Source organism: Lelliottia amnigena, assembly GCF_019047465.1.
In the GTDB taxonomy this organism is placed as follows: domain Bacteria; phylum Pseudomonadota; class Gammaproteobacteria; order Enterobacterales; family Enterobacteriaceae; genus Enterobacter; species Enterobacter amnigenus.
In genome coordinates this window covers 857981-883037 of sequence record NZ_CP077236.1, presented here as the reverse complement: position 1 = coordinate 883037, position 25057 = coordinate 857981, and the positions used below count along the sequence as shown (strand labels likewise).

The following is a 25057-nucleotide window of genomic DNA, read 5'->3' as shown; positions in this document are numbered from 1 at the left end:
TCCACAGGGGAGGGCAAGGCCAGTTACAGAAACACTAACTCAAATCATGCTTGCAACATTTCAGGTTGCTCGGGGAGTTTCGCAATATAGAGGGCAGGTTTGCCGTCTTTATCGGAACTGAACAGAACCGCTTTATCATCCGGGGTAAAGGATGGATGCGGGTGGGTTACCTGGCGGCTGTTCGCCACGGTTGCCCATGAGGTGTCGTGACGAGCGATGCGGAAGTGCGCTTTTTTCGCCACATCAAATGCGTACAGGTAAGGGTCGTTGTCGATCGTATACCCGCTGGTATCTTTCACGTCGACAGGCGTGCCGGAGCCATCACCCACAAACAGTGAGCCGTCAAAGTTGCTCATTAAATGCGAACAAGCTGGCATCTGCATCACTGCTTCGTTCACGCCGGTATCCGGATTGAAGCTATAAATGGTACGGCCCTGCTGACCCTTAAGATAAGAGACGTAAACCAGCGCGGAGCCGTTTGGCACCCAGAACTCATGCGTGCAGCTTTCGCCTTCGGCGTGTTCTTTCACTTTACGAACATTGCTGCCGTCCTCGTTTACCATCCACATGCGTGCATCGACCAGGTCGTGCGGGCCTTCATGGCAGAACGCGACGGTATTGTCGTCGAATGGGCGGTAAATAGGATGACCCAGCCAGTTCTTCTCTTCATGAATCGTTGCGCTTTCGCCCGTTTTCAAATCGACGCGCAGCAGGCGGCAGTGCGGCCCTTTATGGAAGAAGTCGTGGAAGATTTTCCAGTCGTTGAGCGGCGTCCAGTCACTTTTCGCGATCTCAATACCGACCAGTTTAGTGCAATCACTGTTGGCAACCCAGGTCCCGTAACCGACCCAGTCATCCGCAACCCGGTAAACTTCGCGCTCGGCCAGCGTTTCCAGATTCACTTCCAGCAGCGTGCGATCGTTCTTCACGTAATAAAGAGACTTATCGTCTGGCGACAGGAAACCGCCAAAGGTGTTGTCGCCTGCGCCTTCTGTCAACTGCACGGCTTCTGCTTTGTTCAGGTCCAGCAGGTAATAATTCCAGTGACCGTCGAACTCCCCCGCAAACAGCAAATGGCTGCCGTCATTAAAGAAGCACTTCTGATAGAAGTAGTTTCGGTGACACGTTACTTCCGGTGGGGTCAGGCGGGTGATTTCCACGCCTGTATCCGGATCGCGGCTGACCTCATAGTTCAGCTTGACCCGCATACCTTTAGCCATGATGCGCTCCTTTGTATCGACGGCTGGACACTGTTCCGGCAGTCAGATCTACATGTGAAATAAGTTAAAAACCAAGTATTAAATTATCAAAACGACGTTTCAATATGTGTGACTGATAGCGCACTTTGTGAGATTCATTACACATAATGATGATTATCTTTGATTTTTAACGCTGAATGAAATTTATACGGTCAAAACTTCAAGGTTTTATAATTGATTGTTTACTATGATAAATCTGAATCCCGTATTTTGACTCTTAAACCATCCTTGCGCCGTCAACTCTCAACAATCGTGATCCCAACTGCATTTCTGTCATTAAGATGCAGTAAAATTGAAACAACGTTTTAAATGTAATTGAAAACCCATTTCGCAGCGGATACTATGTGCCAATAAAGAAATCGGAACATTGTTTCGTTAATTTTCCAGGCCTTCGGGCACGATCATTTGGAGGTAAATGTGGACGTCAGACAAAGCATCCACAGCGCGCATGCTAAAACGCTGGATACTCAGCAGCTGCGCAATGAATTTTTGGTTGAGAAGGTGTTTGTTGCCGATGAGTACACCATGGTGTACAGCCACATTGATCGCATCATTGTTGGCGGCATCATGCCGGTGGCAAAAACGGTGTCAGTCGGTGGCGAAGTGGGCAAACAGCTCGGCGTCAGCTATTTCCTGGAACGCCGCGAACTCGGTGTGATCAATATTGGTGGCCCAGGCACGATTACGGTTGACGGTCAGTGCTTTGAGATTGGCCATCGCGATGCGCTGTACGTCGGCAAAGGCGCGCAGGAAGTGGTGTTTGCCAGCGTAGAGAGCAGCAAGCCTGCGAAGTTCTACTACAACTGTGCACCTGCTCACATGACTTATCCGACCAAAAAAGTGACCCCTGCAGACGTTGCGCCGGTCACGCTGGGCGACAACCTCACCAGCAACCGTCGCACCATCAACAAATATTTTGTTCCGGATGTGCTGGAAACCTGCCAGCTCAGTATGGGTCTGACAGAGCTGGATCCGGGCAACCTCTGGAACACCATGCCGTGCCATACCCATGAGCGCCGCATGGAAGTGTACTTCTATTTCAACATGGACGAAGACGCCTGCGTTTTCCACATGATGGGACAACCCCAGGAAACTCGCCACCTTGTGATGCACAACGAGCAAGCTGTGATTTCACCAAGCTGGTCGATTCACTCCGGCGTTGGAACCAAAGCCTATACCTTCATCTGGGGTATGGTCGGTGAAAACCAGGTCTTCGATGACATGGACCACGTTGCTGTTAAAGATCTGCGCTAGTCGCGGGCAGTTAAGCATAACCCTGCCTGTCCGTGACAGGCGCTGAAAGATTAAGGAATAAAAATGATTCTGGATGCATTTTCTCTGCAAGGTAAAGTCGCGGTAGTGACGGGCTGTGACACGGGTCTTGGCCAGGGTATGGCGTTAGGTCTGGCTGAAGCGGGCTGCGATATCGTCGGTATCAATATTGTTGAGCCGACTGAAACTATTGAGCGCGTGACTGCGCTGGGCCGTCGCTTCCTGAGCCTGACTGCCGACCTGCGTAAAATCGACGCGATCCCGGAACTGCTGGAGCGCGCGGTGGCAGAGTTTGGTCATATCGATGTGCTGGTTAACAACGCGGGTCTGATTCGTCGTGAAGACGCAATCAACTTCAGCGAGCGTGACTGGGACGACGTCATGAACCTGAACATTAAGAGCGTGTTCTTTATGTCCCAGGCGGCAGCGAAGCACTTTATCGCTCAGGGTAATGGCGGCAAGATCATCAATATCGCGTCTATGCTCTCCTTCCAGGGTGGCATCCGCGTGCCGTCTTACACCGCTTCCAAAAGCGCAGTCATGGGCGTGACCCGTCTGCTGGCGAACGAGTGGGCGCAGCACAATATCAACGTCAACGCGATTGCACCGGGTTACATGGCAACAAACAACACCCAGCAGCTGCGTGCCGACGAAGAGCGTAGTGCGGCCATTCTTGAGCGTATCCCTGCGGGCCGTTGGGGTCTGCCAAGCGACCTGATGGGACCGATTGTGTTCCTGGCGTCTCCGGCATCTGACTATATCAACGGCTATACCGTTGCTGTCGATGGTGGCTGGCTGGCGCGTTAATCTTCGCTTTCATCGAGAAACCTCTGCCTGGCGCGGAGGTTTTTTTTGTCTCAATTTCGTCATTGTCCATATGGCGAAAATAAGAAAATCCATAGAAATATCCCTTGTGATGATAGCGATCACATTTATATTTCTTATAAATTATAGAGTTAATATTAAATGATGATTATTCATTAAAAGTTTAAATTGGAATATCCATCACAAAACGATGCCTGACAACCCAATAATCCATATCTTCGCGTTATAAGACCTGACACTTTATCGCGCTTTCTCGTAATTTCAGTAAACGTCTTACGCTGTTATGGCTGGAAATAATGACATCATTTAATGACTCACTCTTAATGCCCCGCGCGCTGCGCGATACCCGCAGAATGAACCAGTTCGTCTCGATCTCTGCTGCGGTAGCGGGTTTGCTGTTTGGCCTGGATATCGGCGTGATTGCCGGTGCGTTACCGTTTATTACCGATCACTTTACGCTCAGTAATCGCCTGCAGGAGTGGGTGGTGAGCAGTATGATGCTGGGCGCGGCGCTGGGCGCGCTGTTCAACGGCTGGCTCTCGTTCAAACTGGGCCGAAAATACAGCCTGATGGTGGGGGCGATTTTGTTTGTCGCCGGATCGTTAGGCTCGGCGTTTGCGACAGGTATTGAAGCCCTATTGCTGTCACGCGTGTTGCTTGGCGTGGCTGTTGGCATCGCGTCGTACACGGCACCGCTTTATCTCTCTGAGATGGCGAGTGAAAATGTGCGCGGCAAAATGATCAGCATGTACCAACTGATGGTCACGCTCGGGATTGTGCTGGCGTTCCTGTCGGACACGTATTTCAGCTATAGCGGCAACTGGCGCGCGATGCTTGGCGTACTGGCGCTCCCTGCTGTTCTGCTGATGGTGTTGGTGATTTTTTTACCGAACAGTCCGCGTTGGTTGGCGCAAAAAGGGCGTCACGTTGAGGCGGAAGAGGTGCTGCGTATGCTGCGCGACACATCGGAAAAAGCGCGCGAAGAGCTGAATGAAATTCGCGAAAGCCTGAAGCTAAAGCAGGGCGGTTTTGCACTGTTTAAGGCGAACCGTAACGTGCGCCGCGCGGTGTTTCTCGGCATGTTGTTGCAGGCGATGCAGCAGTTTACCGGTATGAATATCATCATGTATTACGCGCCGCGTATCTTCAAAATGGCCGGATTCACCACGACCGAGCAGCAGATGATCGCCACGCTGGTGGTGGGGCTGACCTTTATGTTCGCGACCTTTATTGCGGTCTTTACCGTGGATAAAGCTGGGCGTAAACCCGCGCTGAAAATTGGTTTCAGCGTCATGGCGATCGGCACGTTGATTCTCGGCTATTGCCTGATGCAGTTTGATAATGGCACGGCGTCGAGCAGTCTCTCCTGGCTGTCCGTTGGGATGACGATGATGTGTATTGCGGGTTATGCGATGAGCGCCGCGCCGGTGGTATGGATCTTGTGCTCTGAAATTCAGCCGCTGAAGTGCCGCGATTTTGGTATCACCTGTTCGACCACCACCAACTGGGTGTCGAATATGATTATCGGCGCGACTTTCCTGACCTTGCTCGATGCTATTGGCGCTGCGGGAACGTTTTGGCTCTATACCGCGCTCAACGTGGTATTTATTGGGATCACGTTCTGGTTAATTCCTGAAACCAAAAACGTTACGCTGGAACATATCGAGCGCAGGCTGATGTCTGGAGAGAAGTTACGCAATATCGGCGTGTAATTTTCCGCTCCTTCGCCTAAGGCAAAAGCGAAACGGCAACGTCGGTTGCCGTTTTAGTGTTTACTCCCTCTCCCTGTGGAATAACAAAGCAAAGACCCGCATAAAACCTTAGAGAACTGCGGTCAGGCCAGGATAGCGCCGAAACGGCCCCTTACATTTTAAGCGTTTGGACTTGAGCTAAGGCAGGGCGTGAACATCCGCCGACAGTCGACGGCTTAGATGGGGACACCCTAATCCTTATCGTCTCTGCTGAAACAGGTGCTTATGTTTTTATCAACGGCATTCTTGCGTCTATCCTGCGAGACATAAACAGAGCAGAGATCCCCGCGGATTTGCGATCTTCATGTAGCACATCATTCTCACCCCCCGGAAGGGAACATGACGCCCTAGCATTAAGGCTTGCTAACTTATACAATGCTGGGCTCTTAACCTATTTCGAACATTATGTGTATCAGATGTTGAAGAGATTAAGATTAAATATTCATGTTTCCTGGAATTCCAATGAGTAATATAACAATATCGTTAGCAAGCGATAAATCCACAGAGAAAGTAAATTTTCGCCACGATATAAATTTATTACGTGGGCTGGCCATTTTATCCGTTGTTTTTTACCACTTCGTGCCAAAGTTGCTACCAGGTGGATTTATAGGTGTTGACATTTTCTTTGTTATCTCCGGCTACTTGATGACATCAATAATCACAAAAAATGCCATCAAGGGAGATTTTTCATTCATATCTTTTTACTCAGCCAGATTCAGACGGATAGTTCCGGCACTATTTGTCGTGACTATCACGCTGATGCTTGCATTTTGGTACTGGTTGCCAACAGTCGAATACAGAAAACTCGGGAACTACGTTGGGTACGTCGTATTATTTATTTCAAACATCAGGTTAAATAAAGAATCAGGGGATTATTTCGCCGGTGACTCCCATGAGAATTGGTTTCTTCACACATGGTCACTCTCAGTGGAATGGCAATTCTATTTGCTATTGCCGCTTTTAATTGTTTTTTTAGTGAAAATAAAAAAAGCGAAATCATTGCCATATGTATTTTTGGCGCTTGCTGTTTTGTCATTTTCTTCTTCTGTCTATCATAGCTCTGAATTTGACTCTTCCACGTTTTATTTATTACAGTACCGGGCCTGGGAAATGTTGTGTGGCGGGTTAAGTTTTTTCTTAACCGCAAAGATGAGTTCTACTGTCAGAAATTTTGGTGCCGCAACAGGTCTTGTTGCTATCATTCTTTGTGCATTCTTATTAGATCAAAATGTGACTTGGCCAGGCATATTTACAGTAATACCTGTTGCCAGCACAATGCTGTGTATCATCTGTAATAGCCAAACATTGGCGTCCCAGTTAGATCGTCATATTAGTTGGGTCGGTTTAAGTTCGTACTCCGTCTACCTGTGGCACTGGCCCCTTGCGGTATTGCTGGTTTATGCCAACGTAAACAACGATGTTCGTTGGGTAAGTCTTGCACTCATCGCATCGTTTATTATTGGTGTTCTCTCATGGAAAACTATCGAAAACCCAGCAAGAAGCGCATTAGCCCGGATTTCCAACCTTTCGCTTTTAACGGTGGCTGTAGTCTTTGCAGGAAGTCTTTATTTGACTTCATATGCCATTAAAAATCAGATAGTAACCAACGATCCCAATCCCCGAGTCGATGTAATCGCCTCTGAAGCAATCAACAAAAACTACAGTGAAGATAGTAGAACCCATATCAGTCACTATGGTTCAGGTCCTGTCAAAGCTATTATTATTGGCGATTCACATGCGGTGGCGACAGCGACAGTGCTGGCTTCAGCGGTAGGCGATAATGGGTCAGTCGTTGGCCTTACGTATTCCGGATGCCCAAATATTGCGTTTGGCGATCTTAAAGACCACCCAGGATGTAGCCTCTTTAATCAACAGCTTTTGAATCGTTTGTCAGAATTCAATTCGCAGACTCCCGTTTTTTTGGTTAACCGGTCCACACATTACATTGAAAATGGATTAATTGATTTTGGTTCCAGGACTGATTCAAAAGAAAAAAATGATGAATTGTTCAAAGAATCCTATTCTGAAATGGTGTGTGCAATACGCAAGCGTCATAACGTCTTCATGGTGAATCCGATCCCTGAAATGCCCGTGAATGTCCCAAGACGTATATCACACGATTTGATGATGGGGAAAACACCAGAAGATATATTTACAACAGTCCAGTCGTATATCGAAAGGAATCACTTGATTTTAGACGCTCAAAAAAACGCAGCGAAAAGCTGTAGTGCAGAAATCTTAAAACCTATCGATTATTTATGTCACGATGGGTTGTGTTATGGAAGCGAAAATCTTCAACCACTTTATTTTGATGACAATCATATAAGTGAAACAGGAAATAAAAAACTCATACCCATGTTCAAAAGCGCCTTGAAGTGAAAAAATAAAAAAGCGCCATCACAGGCGCTTTTTTTAACTTCTTCTGATACCAATAACGTAAATTATGCTGACACCACAGATAATTCACCCCTCTCATTGTCAAAATCTCACCAACTGATGTTGTTATCTCTCATTTAATTTCAGTCTATTAGCGCTATGTAAACAAAATTCGCCACATCACTGTAGGGTTAAAGAAGTCATCGATGAGTTCTATCTCTGACATCACGGCTGGAGTGATGGCATCAGACGGCGCAAAGATAAAGTGCCGGCATCCCTTCCTCATCCGACGTATACAGAACCCACTTATTGTCCGGTGAAAACGACGGGTGCGGATGCGTCACCTGCCGATCGCCATCCAACACTTTCCAGCTCGTGTTGTGCTGACAAACGGCTTTTTGCGTTCCGGCCGCAATATCAAACACCCAAATAAACGGATCGTTCAGACTGATATCGCCGGTATTGTGCGGCGCGCCGTCGCCAACAATCAGCGACCCGTCGAAATTGCTCATCAGATGTGAGCACGGTGGGATCGCCATGAGCTGGCGGTTGTCGAGAGAGTGAGGGTCCGCGCTAAACAGATAGCGCTGCGGATCGTTTTCTTTATGCGCCACGTAATACAGCGCGGAACCGTCCGGCACCCAGAATTCATGAGTAAAGCTTTCACCTGGCGCATGCTGGCGCACCTTACGCAGATTGCTACCGTCCTCGTTGATCAACCACATACGGGCATCAATCGCATCGCGCGGTCCTTCGTGACAAAACGCGACGGTATTGTCGTCGAACGGGCGATAAATGGGGTGCCCTAGCCAGCGTTTTTCTTGCAAAATCACGCGCGGTTCACCCGTGCATAAATCGATGTTAATGAGGCGGCATTCCGGCTGGGTGAAGTAAAACTCGCGGAATTTGCTCCAGTCTGTCAGCGGCTGCCAGTCGCTCTTTTTAATCTCGATTCCGACCAGTTTTGTGCAATCAGAATTCGCGACCCAGGTGCCGTACGCCACCCACTCATCATCCACTTCATACACCACATGCTCTTCGAAACTCTCGAGATCAACCCGGCGCAGCTCACGGCTGTTTTTCACATACCACAGAGATTTATCGTCATCAGATAAAAAACCGCCAAAGGTATTATCGCCAGCGCCCTCGGTCAGTTGGGTTGCATGTTGTTTTTCAATATCTAACAGGTAGTAATTCCAGTGGCCTTCGAATGCGCCACCAAAAATGATCTTGCTGCCGTCCTGCGTAAAACACTTTTGATAGAAATAATTACGGTGACAAATGATGTGCGGGGGCGTCATCCGTATCACCTCGTGTCCGGTTTCTGTATCCAGACGCGAGCGAAAATTCAGTGGGATGATTTTGCCTTTCATAGGGTTTCTCCAGATAAAAAAATACCCTGCCACCGAAGGGACAGGGTAGGGATCGGACGGAATGATTAGCGCATTGCGCGTTTCAGGATACGTTCAGCCTGACGCTGGAAGTCTGCCGCGGTCTCTTCTACGGTTTTCTGGCCATAGTCGATGTACTGCAGAGAGGTACCAAACTGCGCCACGATCTGCGGATCGTCAAAGTAAGGTGACACGGAGAGTTTAGCTGGCAGAGATTGCGCCATGCGCAGACCCGCAACAGACGGATCGCTCTCTTTGATGGTGCCATCTTCAGTCAGGTACTGTACCGCGACTTTGCTTAATGGTACGCCGCGCTCAAGGCCCAGAGTGTGCACGCCTTCTTTGCTGTTCAGCAGGAAGTTAATCACTTTTGCAGCGGCTTCTGGGTTTTTGGTCGTTTTACCGATAGAGAGCATCTGTGCAGGTTTAAAGAACAGGCCCGCATCGGTTGCACCCGGCAGCATTGGGTAGTTACCCAGCTCCAGTTTTGCTGGTGGCTTCAGGTTATCGGAATACTTATTAATGGTGGAGTTCCACATGTAAGTTCCGCCCCATTCACCCTGAATCCATGGCTTCATTTCATACATGTTGCTCTTACCAAATGACGCATAGTATTTGGTGTCAGGCATCACGTGGCTATCCACCAGATTTTTATAGGTCTGGAAGAATTCAACCCACTGCTCTTTGGTGTAGGAGAACTTTTTGGCTTTCTCATCAACCGCAGGAATGTTGTATTTCTGAATCATGTAAGAGTTCAGCAGCGCCAGCGTATCCTGGTGTTCCAGAACCACAGGGTAATACTGTTTGCCCAGCTTGCTTTCGAAGGCTTTACCCGCCGCCATCAACGCGTCCCAGGTTTTCGGGTATTCAACTCCCGCTTTTTTCCAGGTCTCGTCATTGAAGTAGAACACGCGAGCCGTCACGGAGATTGGGATCCCGTTCAGCTTGCCGTTAACCGTGGTGGACTGCAGCTCTTTCGGATCAAACTGCGTTAAGTCGATCACGTCTTTCATTTTGTTCAGATCGTAGAAACCGTCGCCATTTTTCGAGAAAATTGGCAGCCAGTTCCAGTTGGTCTGCATCACGTCCGGCTCTGTGCCGCCCGCGATTTGCGTGGTCAGACGGGACAAGTGACCGTCCCAACCGGTGTATTCTGCTTTGACGTTAATGTCAGGGTTCTGTTTATGGAACTCTTCTAACGCCTTCAGCGTCACCTGATGACGGCCATTGCCCCCCCACCAGGACATACGTAAATCAACATCTTGCGCCATTGATGGTAGCGCGGTAAGGCCCAGGGTAGCGGAGATTGCTGCGCTTAAAAGCACTTTTTTCATTTTTATAACTCCATTTAGAGAGAGATGTTCTGTTCAGTTTTCGCGTCAAAGATATGACACTTATGCATGTCGAACTTAAAATACACCTTACGGTGAAGGCCCTTGTTGATCAGAGGCTTAGCTTCATCGGAAGGAATTCGGGCAGTCAGTTCGTACTCGCCAACTTTCAGGTAAACGAAGAATTCGTGTCCCATGTTTTCAGCGCGAACCATCTCGCCGCTGCAACTTCCCTCCGCGAATGGCTCATCGGAGATCGACACAAAGTCCGGGCGAATGCCGTAGAACATGTCTTTATCGGCGTAGCTGGCGACTTTCTCTTTCAGCTCTGCGCTTAACGGCATGGTCTGGTTGCCAATGGTCAGAGACAGCTGACCGTCCTGCTGCACCAGTTTGCTGGCACGGATGTTCATTTCTGGCGATCCAATAAAGCCGGCTACGAACATGTTTTTCGGTCTGTGGTACAGGTTATCCGGGGTATCCACCTGCATGATATGGCCGAGCTTCATCACGCAGATGCGGTCGCCCATGGTCATTGCTTCGGTCTGGTCGTGTGTGACGTATACCGTGGTAGCCGGCTTGCCGGAAGCCTTCAACTGCTTGTGCAGGTCAGAGATACGGATACGCATCGAGGCACGCAGCTTGGCATCCAGGTTAGACAGCGGTTCATCGAACAGGAACACATCGGGTTTTTTCACAATCGCACGGCCTACGGCCACACGCTGCGCCTGACCACCGGAAAGCTGACGCGGCAGACGATCCAGCAGCTCATCGAGCTCGAGGATTTTTGCCGCTTCGTTAACCTGCGCTTCGATCTGCGCTTTTGGCAGCTTGCTCAGCTTCAGGCCAAAGGCCAGGTTTTCACGCACGGTCATGTGCGGATACAGCGCATAGTTCTGGAACACCATCGCAATCCCGCGTTCTTTTGGCGCGAGGTTGTTCACGATTTTCTCACCGATGCGCACTTCGCCACCGCTGATGGTTTCCAGCCCGGCCAGCATGCGCAGGGTCGTTGATTTGGCGCAGCCGGACGGACCGACAATCACCATGAATTCCCCTTCAGCGATTTTCAGGTCGATAGCATGTACCGCTTTGAAGCCGTTGGAGTAAACCTTTTCCAGTTTGTTGAAAATAACTTCAGCCATGATATTTCCCTCTTAACCTTTAATTCCGCTGCTGGTTACGCCCTGTACGAAGTAGCGCTGTGCCAGGAAGAAGACAATGATAGATGGCAGAATGGAGATGCTCGCCATTGCCAGAATTTCGTTCCACGGCGCACCTTCGGTGACGTCGATGGACATTTTCAGAGCCAGTGCAATCGGGTATTTATCCACGCTGTAGACATAAATCAGCGGCCCGATAAAGTCGTTCATTGACCACATGAACTGGAACAATGCGACGGATATGATGGCCGGTTTCAGAATCGGCACCACCACGTACCAAAGCACTTGCAAGGAGTTACAGCCATCGATCTGTGCGGCTTCTTCCATATCACGCGGTACACCGCGCAAGAACTGAATCAGCATGAACACGAAGAACCCTTGGGTGGCAAACGCCAGCGGCAGGTACAGCGGCATATAGCTGTTCAGCATGCCCATTTCGCGGAACATCAGGTACTGAGGAATCAGCAGTACGGTGCTCGGCAGCAGCATGGTGGTGATGAGCGTGGCGAACCAGAATTTCTTCCACGGAATCTCGAAGCGCGCAAAGCCGTACGCCACGATAGTGGAAGAGATAATGGTCAGAATGACTTTCGGGATCACATACTTGAACGTATTCAGCATGTAGTGACCGAAGTTGTATTCTGTCCCGGTTTTCCAGCCGTTCACAAAGCCGTCCCAGGTCGCGTTTGCAGGCCACAGGCTTAAGGTGGTGAAGATCTCATGGTTCGGCTTAAACGACGCCGAGAACATCCAGACCAGCGGATAGAGCATCAATAAACCCACGAAAAGCAGGATCACGTAGCGAATGCTGGCGTTGATTTTCTCTTTGCGCATGGTCCGCGCGACTTCACGTTCCGCGATGCTTCTCGCCGTGGAAAGTTCTTGAATATCAGCCATTTTTGCCTCCCTTATCGGCGGAGTAGAACACCCAGTATTTCGAAGACTTAAAGGCGATAGCGGCAAAGACAGCGACTACCAGGAACAGGATCCAGGCCAGCGCAGCGCCGTAGCCCATGTCAAAGTACTTGAATGCGGTGTCGTAGATGTACAGCGAGAACAGATACGTGGAGTAGGTTGGTCCGCCGCCCGTGATGACGTAGGGTCCAGTAAATTCCTGGAACGCCTGGGTGGTTTGCATGATGAAGTTGAAGAAAATAACCGGCGTAATCAGCGGCACGGTGACTTTCGTGAACATCTGCCATTTAGACGCACCGTCGATCATTGCCGCTTCATACTGAGATTGCGGAACGTTCTGTAGTGCTGCCAGGAAGATAACCATCGCCGAGCCAAACTGCCAGACGCGAAGCAGCGTGACGGACATCAGCGCCAGAGAAGGCTCACCGAGCCAGTTCACCGCGTCAAAACCAAATACGCCAATGAAGCTGTTCAGCAGGCCATCAATTGCAAACAGTGCGCGCCACAAAACGGCAATTGCGACAGAGCTGCCAAGGATTGACGGAATATAGTAAGCGGTACGGAAGAATCCTATGCCACGTAATTTAAAGTTCAGGACAAACGCAATTCCCAGTGCAAACGCGAGTTTCAGTGGGATGGTCAAAAATACATACGCAAAGGTGACGCCCATGGATTTCCAGAAGAGTGCATCTTCGGTAAACATGTAGCGATAGTTTTCGATGCCGTTAAATACCGGCGGACTCATCAAATCGTAATCAGTAAAACTGAGAAAGAAAGATGAAACGAAGGGGAATGCGGTAAAGAGTATCAACCCGATGATATAGGGTGATATCCACGCAAGCCCCAGCATTTTGTTTTCATTCATACATACCTACCTGGCAATCAATGGTTTAAAACGGAATCTGCTGGTGATGCAGCTGCCCGCGCATTTGTTACGAAACGGGGAAGCGAGTGTTCTGTGTTCGACGCAAGGTGATGGTTCCTTTTACCTCTGATTAATAAGAACTTTCATGCGTTTTTCTCGACGCGCCCTGTCTGAGTTTTAAAACACGTGAACTGCTGTTCTTGATTTGTAAAACGGCGTTTTAATTTATTCTATTGCTATTTATTTCTGCGTCATTCGGTAAATGATGGAAATGTGATCGCCGTCGAAACGCTGTTTCAATAAAGTGAAGTGACTGGCAATTTTGACTTAAATGAGAAGGCCATATTCAGAAATACGAGAGGGATTAAAGTTGATTGTTCCACTATGCAACTTTAATTAACGTGCTGGTAACAACTACCAAATATCATAGTGTTGTCCTGATTTAAGTTAACTTTAAGTTCAGATAATTCCTAGGCTCTAGTATTATCATCTTCCCCCGATACGCCTCAGCAGGATTTAACTGCAATCTAAATAGAAGAATTGGTATGTCAGCGATGGATTTCAAAAAGAACAGGGAACTGGATTTTGCCCGCTATTCACCCCCCGAGCGTAAGCAAAATGAGATCGATTTCATCGACCTCATAGAGGTACTGCTCGCTGCGAAGAAGCGCATCATCATGACCGTTATGGCGTTTGCGATTGTCGGTGCGGTGGTTTCATTTATGATGCCGCAAAAATGGATCAGTAAAGCTATCGTCACTCCCCCAGAGCAAACCCAGTGGAATGATGTTGAGCAAATGCTGGTGACCTTAAAGGTGCTTGATGTCGACTTCAATATCAAACGCGAAGATGCGTTCGAGCTCTTTATAAAGAAATTTCAGTCGCAATCGTTGTTTCAGGCATACATCAAATCATCGCCATACGTGATGGATCAGCTAAAGGGCGCGAATATCGATCCGCTGGAACTGCATCGCGCGATTGTGGCTATCTCGGAAAGAATGACGGCGCAGGACAATGCGGCGGTGAAAAATGCGGCGACCATGCCTTATACCGCCTGGACGCTGAGTTTTAGTGCGCCAAAAGCGCAGGATGCGCAGATCGTACTTGAGGGATACATTGCGTACATTTCTGCCATCGTTGAGAAAGAGACCATGCAAAACGTGCGCAACGCGATCGCACTGAAAACCCGCATGATGAAGGAGCGTCTGGAACTGGATCGTGTGCGACTGACCAATTTGCACAATATTACTATTCATCGCCTGAATTATTCACTGGAAGTGGCAAATGCCGCAGGGATTAAAAAACCCGTCTTTAGCAATGGTCAGGCGGTCAAAGACGATCCTGATTACTCTGTGGCACTGGGGGCTGACGGTATCGCTCAAAAGCTGGCGATTGAGAAATCGTTAAAAGATGTCGCCGAGCTGAATGCTGATTTCCAGAATCGCGAACATCATCTTTCTCAGCTTGAGACGCTTTCCGTTACCAATGTGAGTTTTGAACCGTTCAAATATCAGCTTCTGCCGTCATTACCGATGAAAAAAGAGGGGCCCGGCAAAGCGCTGATTATTATCCTGGCCGCGTTGGTTGGCGGGATTGTGGCCTGCGGAGGCGTGCTGATACGCGAAGCCATGCACTCTCGCGCTGTGCTGTCAGACCCTGCGACAGCCTAAGAGAACGGCATAAAAAACGATATAAAAAAGGGCGAATGAAAATTCGCCCTTTTTTACGTTAAGACATTACTTGAGGAAATCTTCACGCACCGGCGTAAAGGTATCCAGCAGCGTACCGGGCTTCAGACAAACGCAGCCGTGCATGACATGCGGCTCTTTATAAAGGGTGTCGCCCGCCGTCACCACATGCTTTTCTTCGCCGATGGTAAATTCGAACTCCCCGGACAGCACGTAAGTCAGCTGTTCGTGCGGGTGATTGTGCATCGGACCGACAGCGCCCTCTTCAAAATTAACCTCAACCGCCATCATTTTTCCGTTATGCGCCAGAATGCGGCGCGTGACGCCATTGCCCAGATCGTCAAGCGTTGTCTCTTTATGGAATCTAAACATTTTTATGTCCTGCTAAGTAGTGAAACATTGTTTTAATTAATTTATCGCACTACGGGTTAAAAGGAAACGACAAGCCAAATAACTGGAAACACGATCACAAGTTTGCTTCACTGGAGGAAACATAAAGGAGCGAATATGAAAACGATCGGCCTGATAGGTGGAATGAGCTGGGAATCGACCATTCCTTATTACCGTCTGATTAACGAAGGCATCAAACAGCATCTCGGTGGCCTGCATTCGGCAAGCCTGCTGCTGCACAGCGTAGATTTTCATGAAATCGAAGCTTGCCAGGCCAGCGGCGAGTGGGATAAAGCAGGTGAAATGCTGGCGCAGGCAGCGTTAGGTCTGGAACGTGCAGGCGCAGAAGGCATTCTGTTATGTACCAATACGATGCATAAAGTGGCATCGCATATTGAAACCTGCTGTTCACTGCCATTCCTGCATATTGCGGATGCGACCGGAAGGGCGATTGCGGCGACCGGCATGCAACGCGTGGCGCTGCTGGGCACGCGCTACACCATGGAACAGGATTTCTATCGTGGGCGCCTGGAGACGCAATTCGGGATTGAAAGCATCGTACCGGACGAAGCAGATCGCGCGCGCATCAACCAAATTATCTTTGAAGAGCTGTGCCTGGGGACGTTCAGCGACGCCTCGCGCCACTATTATCTTAGCGTGATTGATAAGCTGGCGAAGCAGGGTGCACAAGGGGTGATCTTTGGCTGCACCGAGATCGGACTGTTAGTCCCGGCAGAAGAAAGCCCGATCCCGGTGTTTGATACCACGGCCATTCATGCCGTGGACGCCGTGGAGTTTATGCTCTCGTAACGTGTTCTACACCTTTTGTAGTTCGGGTAGACGATGCGCTATCTGAAGCGAATGCTCAGCCAAATGTATCGAAAAAGCCTCGACTAGCGCCGAGGCAGGGCGATGCAGCGGCCTGATCAAACTGACGGTGAACGGCACTGAAATGCTGAAACGACGAATCACAATGCCGCTATCGGCGTAATCCAACGCCGTTAGCGGGTTGACCACCGCAATGCCGACGCCTGCCCGAACCATGGCGCAAATGGATGCTGCGCTGTGTGTTTCCACAACCATTCGGCGTTTCACCTGATGTTCTGCGAATAATGAATCGAGTAAGTGTCGATAGCTGTCCGTTTGCGACAGGCTGATATAATTCTCGCCGTGAAAATCAGCAGGCGTCAGCACGCTCTTGCTGGTCAGCGGATGCCCTTTGGGCAACACACACACTTCATCCAGCGAGAGTAATTCTGTGCGTTCAGTGCCTGCGGGCGTGGCGAGTGTTTCGGTCAGGCCTAAATCGTGGCGCTGCGCGGAGAGCCACTCTTCGAGTAACGGCGACTCCTGCGGCACAATGGTGAGATTGACGTCAGGATAGCGCGCCAGGAACGGCTGAATAAGCTGCGGCAGAAAGGATTGCGAAAAAACCGGCAGACAGACAATCGATAACTCGCCCTGGCGGAACTCCCGCAGGCTCTCCGCTGCGCTGACGATGCGATCCAGGCCGTACCAGGATCGCTGAACTTCCTCGAACAAGCGTAACCCTTGCACTGTGGCGTGAAGCCTGCCACGAGAGCGTTCAAACAGCGTCAATCCCAACACTTTTTCAAAGCGCGCCAGTTCACGGCTGACCGTGGGCTGGGAGGTGTGCAGCATCTGCGCGGCTTCTGTTAGATTTCCGGTGGTCATCACCGCATGAAAAATTTCAATGTGGCGTAAGTTAACGGCGGGCATAAGGCACCTGTGTTTAACGATTATCCATATCATTTTTGCATAGACTTGCGATAAAACGATATTTTTTATTCTTATTCAGCTGTGGCGTAATGTTAAAAAATGCCGTTATCTGGAGAACACCATGCCACGCCCGCTCAACAACACGGAAACTGACCTGAACGCCGCGAATTTACTGCGACTCCCTGCCGAATTCGGCTGCCCGGTCTGGGTTTACGATGCGCAGATCGTTCGCGAAAAGATCGCCGCCCTGCATCAGTTTGACGTGGTGCGTTTCGCTCAGAAAGCATGCTCGAATATTCATATTTTGCGTCTGATGCGCGAGCAGGGCGTCAAAGTTGACTCGGTATCATTGGGCGAAATTGAACGCGCGTTGGCAGCCGGGTACGATCCGCAGGCCGACAGCGATGCGATTGTCTTTACCGCAGACCTGATTGATAGCGCCACCCTGGCGCGCGTGCATGAACTGCAGATTCCGGTAAATGCCGGTTCTGTGGATATGCTGGAACAGCTTGGGCAGGTTTCGCCAGGTCATCGCGTGTGGTTGCGCGTCAACCCAGGTTTTGGGCATGGCCACAGCCAAAAAACCAATACCGGCGGGGAAAACAGCAAACACGGCATCTGGTATGCCGATCTGCCCGCCGCGCTAGAGGTATTGCAGCGCTACAATCTGACGCTCGTGGGCATTCACATGCATATCGGTTCTGGCGTGGATTATGCGCACCTGGAGCAAGTGTGCGGTGCGATGGTGAACCAGGTGATCGATTTTGGTCAGGATCTGGAGGCGATCTCGGCGGGCGGCGGTTTGTCGATCCCTTATCGCGAAGGCGAAGAGGCGATCGATACCGATCACTACTACGGCCTGTGGAGTGCGGCGCGCGACAAAATCGCTGCGCATCTTGGTCATGCGGTCAAACTGGAAATTGAACCGGGGCGTTTCCTGGTGGCGGAATCGGGCGTGCTGGTGGCGCAGGTCCGCAGCGTTAAAGCGATGGGCAGTCGTCATTTTGTGTTGATCGACGCAGGTTTTAACGATCTCATGCGACCGTCAATGTACGGCAGCTATCACCACATTACGGCGCTGGCGGCAGATGGGCGTGATTTAACGACTGCGCCGCAGGTCGACACGGTAGTGGCGGGCCCGCTGTGTGAATCGGGCGATGTGTTCACCCAGCAGGAAGGCGGAAAAGTGGAAACCCGCGCGCTGCCTGCGGTTCAGCCTGGTGACTATCTGGTGTTGCATGATACCGGCGCGTACGGCGCGTCGATGTCATCGAATTACAACAGTCGTCCATTGTTGCCGGAAGTGCTGTTTGATCACGGCGTGGCGCGACTGATCCGTCGTCGCCAGACCATTCAGGAGCTGCTGGCACTCGAGCTATTTTGAGGCGTAATACGGTCCTGTCGTTACCGAGTCACGCAAAACCAGCGTACCGGTAAACGGCGGGATCGTTTCGACCGGCTGGTTATTTGCCAGCCGGATCGCCTGATCGATGGCCGTGACGATCATGCTGTCGATCGGCAAATAGACCGATGAGAGTGCTGGCTCAAGCCATTTTGCGCAGGGCGCATCGTCAAAGCCAAACAGCGAAATATCCTGCGGAATACGCAGTCCCGCCTGATGCAGCGCCTTTGATGCCCCGAGCGCCATGTCATCGTTACAGGCAAACAGCGCGCTGAACGGCGCCTTTTCACTGAGCAATTCCCGACACAGTTCATACCCCCGCGTCATGCCCGCATCGCCGTACTTTACGCGACGATCGTCCCAGACAATTCCGTGCTTTTCCAGCGCCTTACGATATCCCATCAGGCGTGCTTTACCCGTTGGCGTATGAATTGGCACGGTCATACAGGCGATTTCGCGATGGCCCTGACTGATTAAATAATCAACCGCTTTAAATGCCGCGTCTTGCTGTTCAAAGAACACGCAGCGATCCGCCGCCTGAGCGACTTCGCGGTTAATCACCACCAGCGGGGTTTGCACGGTGTGGATCAGCTTCATGATCGCTTTTTCGCTCATGTAGCGGGTGTAAAGCACGATTGCGTCGCACCTGCGATCCGCCAGCATTTGCACTGCTTGTTCTTCCTGCTCTGGCGCGTCATGGCCGTCGGTGACAATCAGCTGTTTGCCGTGCGTTTCGGTCTGTCGCGACGCCTGTTGCAGCAGACGACCAAAATAGAAACCGTCAAATGTCGACACCACCAGACCAATGCTGTTGCTGGTCTGGTTCGCCAGTGATTGCGCGAGAAAGTTCGGACGATAGCCTAACTCTTCCATCGCTTTAAACACTTGCTGACGCGTACTCTCTTTTACCTGACCTGTGCCGTTCAGCACGCGCGAAACCGTCGCTTTCGAGACACCTGCGCGTAATGAGACATCCAGCATTGTTGCCATTAGAAATTCCTGCTCTCACGTAATCGTCATGAGTTTATCACACAGAGTGAAAGGGATAAGCGGGGCGGGGGAGCGAAAAGCCCTATCAAGATCACGCTTTCTGGCAACGGTTCGCCACTTCAGCATAAAACGGGGTAAGTGGTATGCCAAAGTGGTGAAAAATCATGATTTGGAATACCTCTTGGCGCAGTGAGAGCTCAATCACAGAACGATCTGGCGTGGGCGACTATTTTTGGTATGCCAATAGTATCCGGCTGTACACCTTATTCTATAAAAGCCCTTTTACTGAGGTATTACCCTATGGCTTTACAGGAAAAATTGATCAACTCTCTGGGCAGTTTCGCCACCACCTTCAATAGCTATCGCTATATTATGGCGATCAAATCCGCCTTCATTACCCTCATGCCCGTCATCATCGTTGGGGCATTTTCGGTCCTGATCTCCAACATGGTTCTGGATCCAAAAAACGGGTTAGCCAGCTTTGAATCGCTCTCTTTTCTGGCCGCATTAAAGCCGATCACCAGCGCCCTGAATTACGCCACGCTGAACTTCCTGAACATCGGCGCGGTGTTTCTTATTGGTATTGAGCTGGGGCGTATTAACGGAATTAAATCGTTGTTCCCTGGCCTGCTGGCGGTGATCTGCTTTATTTGCGTCACGCCAACTACCGTCGAAATGCTGGTGGATGGCGAAATGCACGTGGTGAAAGATGTGCTGCTGCGCCAGTTCTCTGACACCCGCAGTCTGTTCCTCGGCATGTTCATCGCCATTCTCTCCGTCGAGGTTTACTGCTGGCTGGAGAATCGCAACGGCCTGAAAATCAAAATGCCGGACACCGTGCCGCCTAACGTGGCGGCGTCGTTCTCCGCGCTGATCCCGGCCATTATCACCACCACCGCGATTGCGACGTTTGGCTTTGTTTTCCACCAAATCACCGGCATGTATCTTTACGACGCGGTTTATCAGGTGGTTCAGCAGCCGCTGGAGCGCGTCGTGCAAAGCTTGCCGGGTATTCTGCTGTTGATGTTTGTGGCACAGCTTTTCTGGGTGATCGGGATTCATGGTAATCAGATGATCAAGCCGATCCGCGAGCCACTGCTGCTGGGGGCGATCACCGTCAACATGAGCGCGTTTGAGCAGGGCAAAGAGATCCCGAACATTATCACCATGCCGTTCTGGGATGTGTATATGAGCATCGGCGGGTCGGGGCTGACCATCGGTCTGCTGATCGCAGTGATGATCGGCACCAAGCGCAAAGAGATGCGTGAGATTGCCAAGCTCTCCATTGGCCCTGGGATCTTCAACATCAACGAGCCCGTGATCTTCGGGATGCCGATCATGCTGAACCCGATTCTGGCCATTCCTTTCATCATCACGCCGCTGGTGACCGGCTCGATTGGCTATTTCGCCACGGTGACGGGCTTCGCCGGAAAAGCCGTGGTGATGGTGCCGTGGACGACGCCGCCGCTGATTAACGCCTGGCTGTCAACGGCTGGCTCGATGGGCGCTGTGGTCACGCAATTTATCTGCATCATCACCGCCGTACTGATCTATTTGCCGTTTGTGAGAATCGCCTCGCGCCGCGCGGAACAAGCGGCCCTGCTGGCACAAAGCCAGCAAGCGACCAACAACGCATGAGGATGTTATGAGCATAAAAAGTATTGCGATACCGCAGGATTTTATTCTGGGCGCAGCAGCGTCCGCCTGGCAGACGGAAGGCTGGAGCGGAAAAAAAGAGGGTCAGGATTCGTGGATCGATCTCTGGTACAAAAACGATCGACACGTCTGGCATAACGGTTTTGGACCCGCGGTCGCGACCGATTTCATCAATCGTTTTCGTGAAGACGTGGCGCTGATGAAGCAGGCCGGACTCACCCACTACCGCACGTCAATCAACTGGTCGCGTTTTCTGACAGACTATGAAAACGCAACCGTTGATGAAGAGTACGCCGCCTGGTACGACGCGTTGTTCGACGAAATGCACCGGCAGGGCATCGAGCCGATGATCTGTCTTGAGCATTACGAACTGCCGGGTGTTTTGCTGGAAACCTACGGGGGCTGGGCGTCGAAACATGTCGTCGAGCTGTTCGTTCGTTATGCGCAAAAGGTGTTCGAACGCTATCACGCAAAAGTCACGCGCTGGTTTACCTTCAATGAGCCAATCGTCGTGCAAACTCGCGTCTATCTGGATGCGCTGCGTTGGCCCTATGAACAGAACACCCACACCTGGATGCAGTGGAATCACCATAAAGTGCTGGCAACCGCGAAGGCAGTGAAGCATTTTCACGAGAAGGGCTATCACGGAACGGTGGGCTGTATTCTCAATCCGGAAGTCACTTATCCGCGCTCTCAGGCGCCACATGACGTGCGCGCCGCTGAACGCTACGATCTGTTTTACAATCGTGTTTTCCTCGATCCGTTTGTGCACGGGCGCTATCCGCAAGAGTTGTTCACGCTGCTGGAGCAGCATCAGGTGCAGTGGGAATATACGGCCGAAGAGTTGGCGATCATCGCGGAAAACACCGTCGATGAGTTGGGGATCAATCTGTATTATCCCCATCGCGTCAAAGCGCCGTCGCGAGCATGGCATCCCGAGACGCCCTTCCATCCGGCCTATTATTACGAGCCCTTCGACCTGCCGGGACGCAGGATGAATACCTCCCGCGGATGGGAGATTTATCCACGCATTATTTACGACATGGCGATGCGCATTAAAAACGAATATCGCAACATTCCGTGGTTTGTGGCGGAGAGCGGCATGGGCGTGGAAAACGAAGCGCAGTTCCGCAATCGTGACGGCGTGATTGAAGACAATTACCGCATTGATTTTATCAGCGAGCATCTCTATTACACGCTGTTGGCACGAGAGGAGGGGGCAAACTGCCACGGCTATATGCTGTGGGCGTTTACCGATAATGTTTCGCCAATGAATGCCTTTAAAAATCGCTACGGACTGATTGAGATCGACCTGGAAAATAATCGCGCGCGCCGGGCGAAAAAATCCGCTTCGTGGTTCCGACAGCTGCGAGATGAGCGCAGGCTGACGCTCACTGTCGATGATGAATGGAAATAGGCTCTCCAGGCGAGGGTTCTGGTAAAATAGCGTCCAGAGTGGCCGGGGAAGGATGCCCGGCCTGAGTAATAATTCATAAGCAAGTGCAGGTGATATTGTGGAGAAGGCCGTTGTTCCGCCGGAAAAAAAGCAGTACCAGGAAATTGGCGAGGATTTGCGTACGCAAATCATTCAGGGTCACTATCCTGTTGGATCGCGTCTGCCGCCTGAGCGCAATATTGCCGAAACTTACGGCGTAAGCCGCACGATTGTGCGTGAAGCACTCTTGATGCTGGAACTACAAGGAACGGTGGATATTCGCCAGGGTTCCGGCGTCTACGTGATGCGTATTCCAGAAGAACACGAAAACGAAGAAGAGCGTTTCTTGAGTAGCGACGTCGGCCCATTTGAGATTCTACAAGCGCGTCAGTTACTTGAGAGCAATATCGCCGCTTTTGCGGCGAAAATGGCGACGCGTGCGGATATCGACAATTTGCGCCGTATTATTGAACAAGAGCAGCGCGCGATTGCCGCCAACGATAATAGCCAGGACAACAATAAAATGTTCCACCTGGTGTTGGCAGGGGCCACGCAAAACCAGATGCTGCTTGCAACCGTTGAAAGCGTCTGGCATCACATGGACAGCAGCCCGCTTTGGCAGCAGTTTAACGTCCATATCGCCAGCCGCGCGTATCGCCTGAAATGGCTGGGCGACAGGCAAACCATTCTGGCGGCGCTGCGTCGTCGCGACGTGATGGGCGCGTGGCAGGCCATGTTCCAGCATCTCGAAAACGTTAAAAAAAGCCTGCTTGAACTGTCCGATGAAGACGCACCGGATTTTGACGGCTATCTCTTCGAATCTGTCCCCCTGTTCCAGGGCAAACTGGTATGACTATTCTGCCGCTGTATGCCGTTGCACATCACGCGGAGCAAGTGACCGACTGGCTCTGGCAGGCTTTTGGCGACGGACTGCCGCGTGAGTTTTTTGCCAGCATCATCACTCATAGCCAACAGCCCGACGCGCTACCCATCACGTTTGTGGCGGTTGAGGGCGAACAGCTGTTAGGCACGGTGGGGCTGTGGCGCTGTGATTTAATCACGCGCCAGGATCTTTATCCGTGGCTGGCAGCGCTGTATGTCGATGAATCGGCGCGTGGAAAAGGGCTGGCGGGGAAATTACAGGAATACGTGATGGACTACGCGGCTCGCGCCGGCTATTCCGAGCTGCATCTTTGGTCAGCCTGCCGTGACTTTTATGAACGTTACGGCTGGCATGACATTGGCGATGCGCTGGAATATCCGAATAAAACAGTCCATCTCTATCGCTATTCGCTGGGATCCGCAGGCGAAACAACGGAGTGACGGCGCACCAGCGTCGGGCTGAATAGGTGCGTAATATCTGGCAGAGGGCGTTTATCGGCCAATGCCAGCGCCAGTTCAGCGGCCTGGGTTGCCATAGTGACGATGGGGTAACGCACGGTGGTTAAACGCGGACGAACGTAGCGCGCAACCAGCACATCATCGAAACCAATCAGCGAAATTTCTGCTGGCACATCAATGCCATTATCGTTGAGCACGCCCATGGCGCCTGCGGCCATCGAGTCGTTATAGGAAGCCACAGCGGTAAAATTGCGCCCACGGCCTAAAAGCTCGGTCATCGCATGCTCACCGCCGCTCTCATCCGGTTCACCATAGGCGACCAGCCGATCGTTACAGGGCAGACCGCTTTCGCGCAAGGCATCGTAGTAACCGCGCAGACGGTCTTCTGCATCTGAAATCTGGTGATTGGAACAGAGATAGCCGATGCGGGTATGGCCTTGCTGAATGAGATGACGGGTGGCGAGCCAGGCACCGTAACGATCGTCAAGCGCAACACAGCGTTGCTCATAGCCAGGAATAATGCGGTTGATGAGCACCATGCCAGGGATTTGCTGCATTAGATGCAGCAGTTCAGCATCGGGCAGGACTTTGGCGTGGACCACCAGCGCCGCACAGCGATGGCGAATCAGCTGTTCAATCGCCTTGCGCTCTTTTTCTTCGTTGTGATAGCCATTACCGATCAGTAAAAAATTGCCCGTCTGGTAAGCCACCTGCTCGACGGCTTTGACCATCGCGCCGAAAAACGGGTCAGATACGTCACCTACCACCAATCCAACCGTTTCAGTCGATTGCTGCGCAAGCGCGCGGGCGTTGGCGTTGGGATGATAATTCAGCGTTTCCATTGCGCTCTGCACTGCCTGGCGGGAAGCGTCGCTGGCTTTCGGTGAATCGTTAATCACACGCGACACCGTCGCGACGGAAACACCGGACAGACGGGCCACATCCTTTATTGTCGCCATTTAATACCTTCTTTTGGGGGTAAGCGTTTACACACTCATCAGTGTTGCGGAAAAGCGAGGTGCATTCAAGGGCTGTACGTGAAAGGCCGTCGCAAACGTGATGCAGAACAGGGGAAATCCGTGTAATCGTTACACAGCCAGGCGTATCAGAATAATATTAAACGGAACCTTTAGTTACACTTTGCGGCAAGCTGTTGCGATTGTCCGCTGGCAGTCATTACCAGCGAATTGCTACAGTCGAGTTCCCAGAGGTATTGATAGGTGGAATCAGCTCCGGTTGATTAACACAATTTTGCACCAACCTGCGT

General features: G+C 51.1%; 21 protein-coding genes. 11 read left to right on the top strand and 10 right to left on the bottom strand.

Annotation, left to right across the window (positions count from 1 at the left end; genetic code table 11):
* Positions 1–44: 44 nt before the first annotated feature.
* On the bottom strand, positions 45–1220 hold the full coding sequence (locus tag I6L74_RS04100; RefSeq protein WP_015960289.1) for an oligogalacturonate lyase family protein: 1176 nt from the start codon (positions 1218–1220) through the stop codon (positions 45–47).
* 456 nt (positions 1221–1676) lie between these two features.
* Here I6L74_RS04100 and kduI point away from each other — a divergent pair, with 456 nt between their 5' ends.
* The 4 genes from kduI (at position 1677) to I6L74_RS04080 (ending at position 7486) form a co-directional block, all read left to right on the top strand.
* A complete protein-coding gene (gene kduI, locus I6L74_RS04095; protein ID WP_059177618.1) occupies positions 1677–2513 on the top strand; it encodes a 5-dehydro-4-deoxy-D-glucuronate isomerase in 837 nt (278 codons plus the stop codon).
* A gap of 63 nt (positions 2514–2576) precedes the next feature.
* Positions 2577–3338 (top strand): 2-dehydro-3-deoxy-D-gluconate 5-dehydrogenase KduD, encoded by a 762-nt coding sequence (gene kduD / locus I6L74_RS04090; protein ID WP_059177619.1) that lies wholly within the window; start codon positions 2577–2579, stop codon positions 3336–3338.
* 314 nt (positions 3339–3652) lie between these two features.
* Positions 3653–5068 carry an arabinose-proton symporter AraE gene (araE, locus tag I6L74_RS04085; protein WP_059177620.1) on the top strand — a complete coding sequence of 472 codons (1416 nt, stop codon included), beginning with the start codon at positions 3653–3655 and terminating at the stop codon, positions 5066–5068.
* 501 nt (positions 5069–5569) lie between these two features.
* Positions 5570–7486 (top strand): acyltransferase family protein, encoded by a 1917-nt coding sequence (locus I6L74_RS04080; protein ID WP_059177621.1) that lies wholly within the window; start codon positions 5570–5572, stop codon positions 7484–7486.
* A 242-nt stretch (positions 7487–7728) separates the two neighbouring features.
* On the opposite strand, the gene I6L74_RS04075 is transcribed toward I6L74_RS04080, so the two are convergent.
* From I6L74_RS04075 to I6L74_RS04055, 5 genes are all read right to left on the bottom strand, one after another.
* Positions 7729–8856, bottom strand: a complete 1128-nt coding sequence (locus tag I6L74_RS04075) for an oligogalacturonate lyase family protein (RefSeq protein WP_059177622.1) — start codon at positions 8854–8856, stop codon at positions 7729–7731.
* A gap of 65 nt (positions 8857–8921) precedes the next feature.
* Complete coding sequence (locus I6L74_RS04070) at positions 8922–10208, bottom strand: ABC transporter substrate-binding protein (protein WP_059177623.1); 1287 nt, start codon at positions 10206–10208, stop codon at positions 8922–8924.
* 14 nt (positions 10209–10222) lie between these two features.
* The gene (locus I6L74_RS04065) at positions 10223–11350 is read right to left on the bottom strand and encodes an ABC transporter ATP-binding protein (protein ID WP_059177624.1); all 1128 of its coding nucleotides are present in this window, start codon (positions 11348–11350) and stop codon (positions 10223–10225) included.
* Between the two features lie 12 nt (positions 11351–11362).
* Positions 11363–12265, bottom strand: a complete 903-nt coding sequence (locus I6L74_RS04060) for a carbohydrate ABC transporter permease (RefSeq protein WP_015960282.1) — start codon at positions 12263–12265, stop codon at positions 11363–11365.
* A complete protein-coding gene (locus I6L74_RS04055; protein WP_015960281.1) occupies positions 12258–13148 on the bottom strand; it encodes a carbohydrate ABC transporter permease in 891 nt (296 codons plus the stop codon). Before I6L74_RS04055 ends, I6L74_RS04060 begins: the two co-directional genes overlap by 8 nt.
* Before the next feature lie 545 nt (positions 13149–13693).
* On the opposite strand from I6L74_RS04055, the gene wzz(fepE) reads away from it, so the two are divergent.
* Positions 13694–14818: an LPS O-antigen length regulator Wzz(fepE) gene (gene wzz(fepE) / locus I6L74_RS04050; protein WP_059177625.1), complete on the top strand. Its 1125-nt coding sequence runs from the start codon at positions 13694–13696 to the stop codon at positions 14816–14818.
* A gap of 66 nt (positions 14819–14884) precedes the next feature.
* On the opposite strand, the gene I6L74_RS04045 is transcribed toward wzz(fepE), so the two are convergent.
* Entirely contained in the window at positions 14885–15208 is a 324-nt protein-coding gene (locus I6L74_RS04045; protein ID WP_015960280.1) for a cupin domain-containing protein, read from the bottom strand.
* A 135-nt stretch (positions 15209–15343) separates the two neighbouring features.
* Here I6L74_RS04045 and I6L74_RS04040 point away from each other — a divergent pair, with 135 nt between their 5' ends.
* Positions 15344–16036: an aspartate/glutamate racemase gene (locus I6L74_RS04040; protein WP_059177626.1), complete on the top strand. Its 693-nt coding sequence runs from the start codon at positions 15344–15346 to the stop codon at positions 16034–16036.
* Positions 16037–16042: 6 nt separating this feature from the next.
* Here I6L74_RS04040 and I6L74_RS04035 read toward each other — a convergent pair whose 3' ends face one another.
* Complete coding sequence (locus I6L74_RS04035; protein ID WP_059177627.1) at positions 16043–16966, bottom strand: LysR family transcriptional regulator; 924 nt, start codon at positions 16964–16966, stop codon at positions 16043–16045.
* 121 nt (positions 16967–17087) lie between these two features.
* On the opposite strand from I6L74_RS04035, the gene lysA reads away from it, so the two are divergent.
* Entirely contained in the window at positions 17088–18350 is a 1263-nt protein-coding gene (lysA, locus tag I6L74_RS04030; RefSeq protein WP_059177628.1) for a diaminopimelate decarboxylase, read from the top strand.
* Here lysA and I6L74_RS04025 read toward each other — a convergent pair.
* Entirely contained in the window at positions 18342–19358 is a 1017-nt protein-coding gene (locus I6L74_RS04025; protein WP_059177629.1) for a LacI family DNA-binding transcriptional regulator, read from the bottom strand. The two genes, lysA and I6L74_RS04025, sit on opposite strands and share 9 nt — an antisense overlap.
* Positions 19359–19658: 300 nt before the next feature.
* Here I6L74_RS04025 and I6L74_RS04020 point away from each other — a divergent pair, with 300 nt between their 5' ends.
* The 4 genes from I6L74_RS04020 (at position 19659) to I6L74_RS04005 (ending at position 23772) form a co-directional block, all read left to right on the top strand.
* On the top strand, positions 19659–20996 hold the full coding sequence (locus tag I6L74_RS04020) for a PTS sugar transporter subunit IIC (protein ID WP_059177630.1): 1338 nt from the start codon (positions 19659–19661) through the stop codon (positions 20994–20996).
* 7 nt (positions 20997–21003) lie between these two features.
* The gene (locus I6L74_RS04015) at positions 21004–22431 is read left to right on the top strand and encodes a glycoside hydrolase family 1 protein (protein WP_059177631.1); all 1428 of its coding nucleotides are present in this window, start codon (positions 21004–21006) and stop codon (positions 22429–22431) included.
* Positions 22432–22528: 97 nt separating this feature from the next.
* On the top strand, positions 22529–23302 hold the full coding sequence (locus I6L74_RS04010) for a GntR family transcriptional regulator (protein WP_015960273.1): 774 nt from the start codon (positions 22529–22531) through the stop codon (positions 23300–23302).
* Positions 23299–23772: a GNAT family N-acetyltransferase gene (locus tag I6L74_RS04005; protein WP_059177632.1), complete on the top strand. Its 474-nt coding sequence runs from the start codon at positions 23299–23301 to the stop codon at positions 23770–23772. Before I6L74_RS04010 ends, I6L74_RS04005 begins: the two co-directional genes overlap by 4 nt.
* Here I6L74_RS04005 and galR read toward each other — a convergent pair.
* A complete protein-coding gene (gene galR / locus I6L74_RS04000) occupies positions 23736–24749 on the bottom strand; it encodes an HTH-type transcriptional regulator GalR (RefSeq protein WP_059177633.1) in 1014 nt (337 codons plus the stop codon). The two genes, I6L74_RS04005 and galR, sit on opposite strands and share 37 nt — an antisense overlap.
* Positions 24750–25057 lie beyond the last annotated feature (308 nt).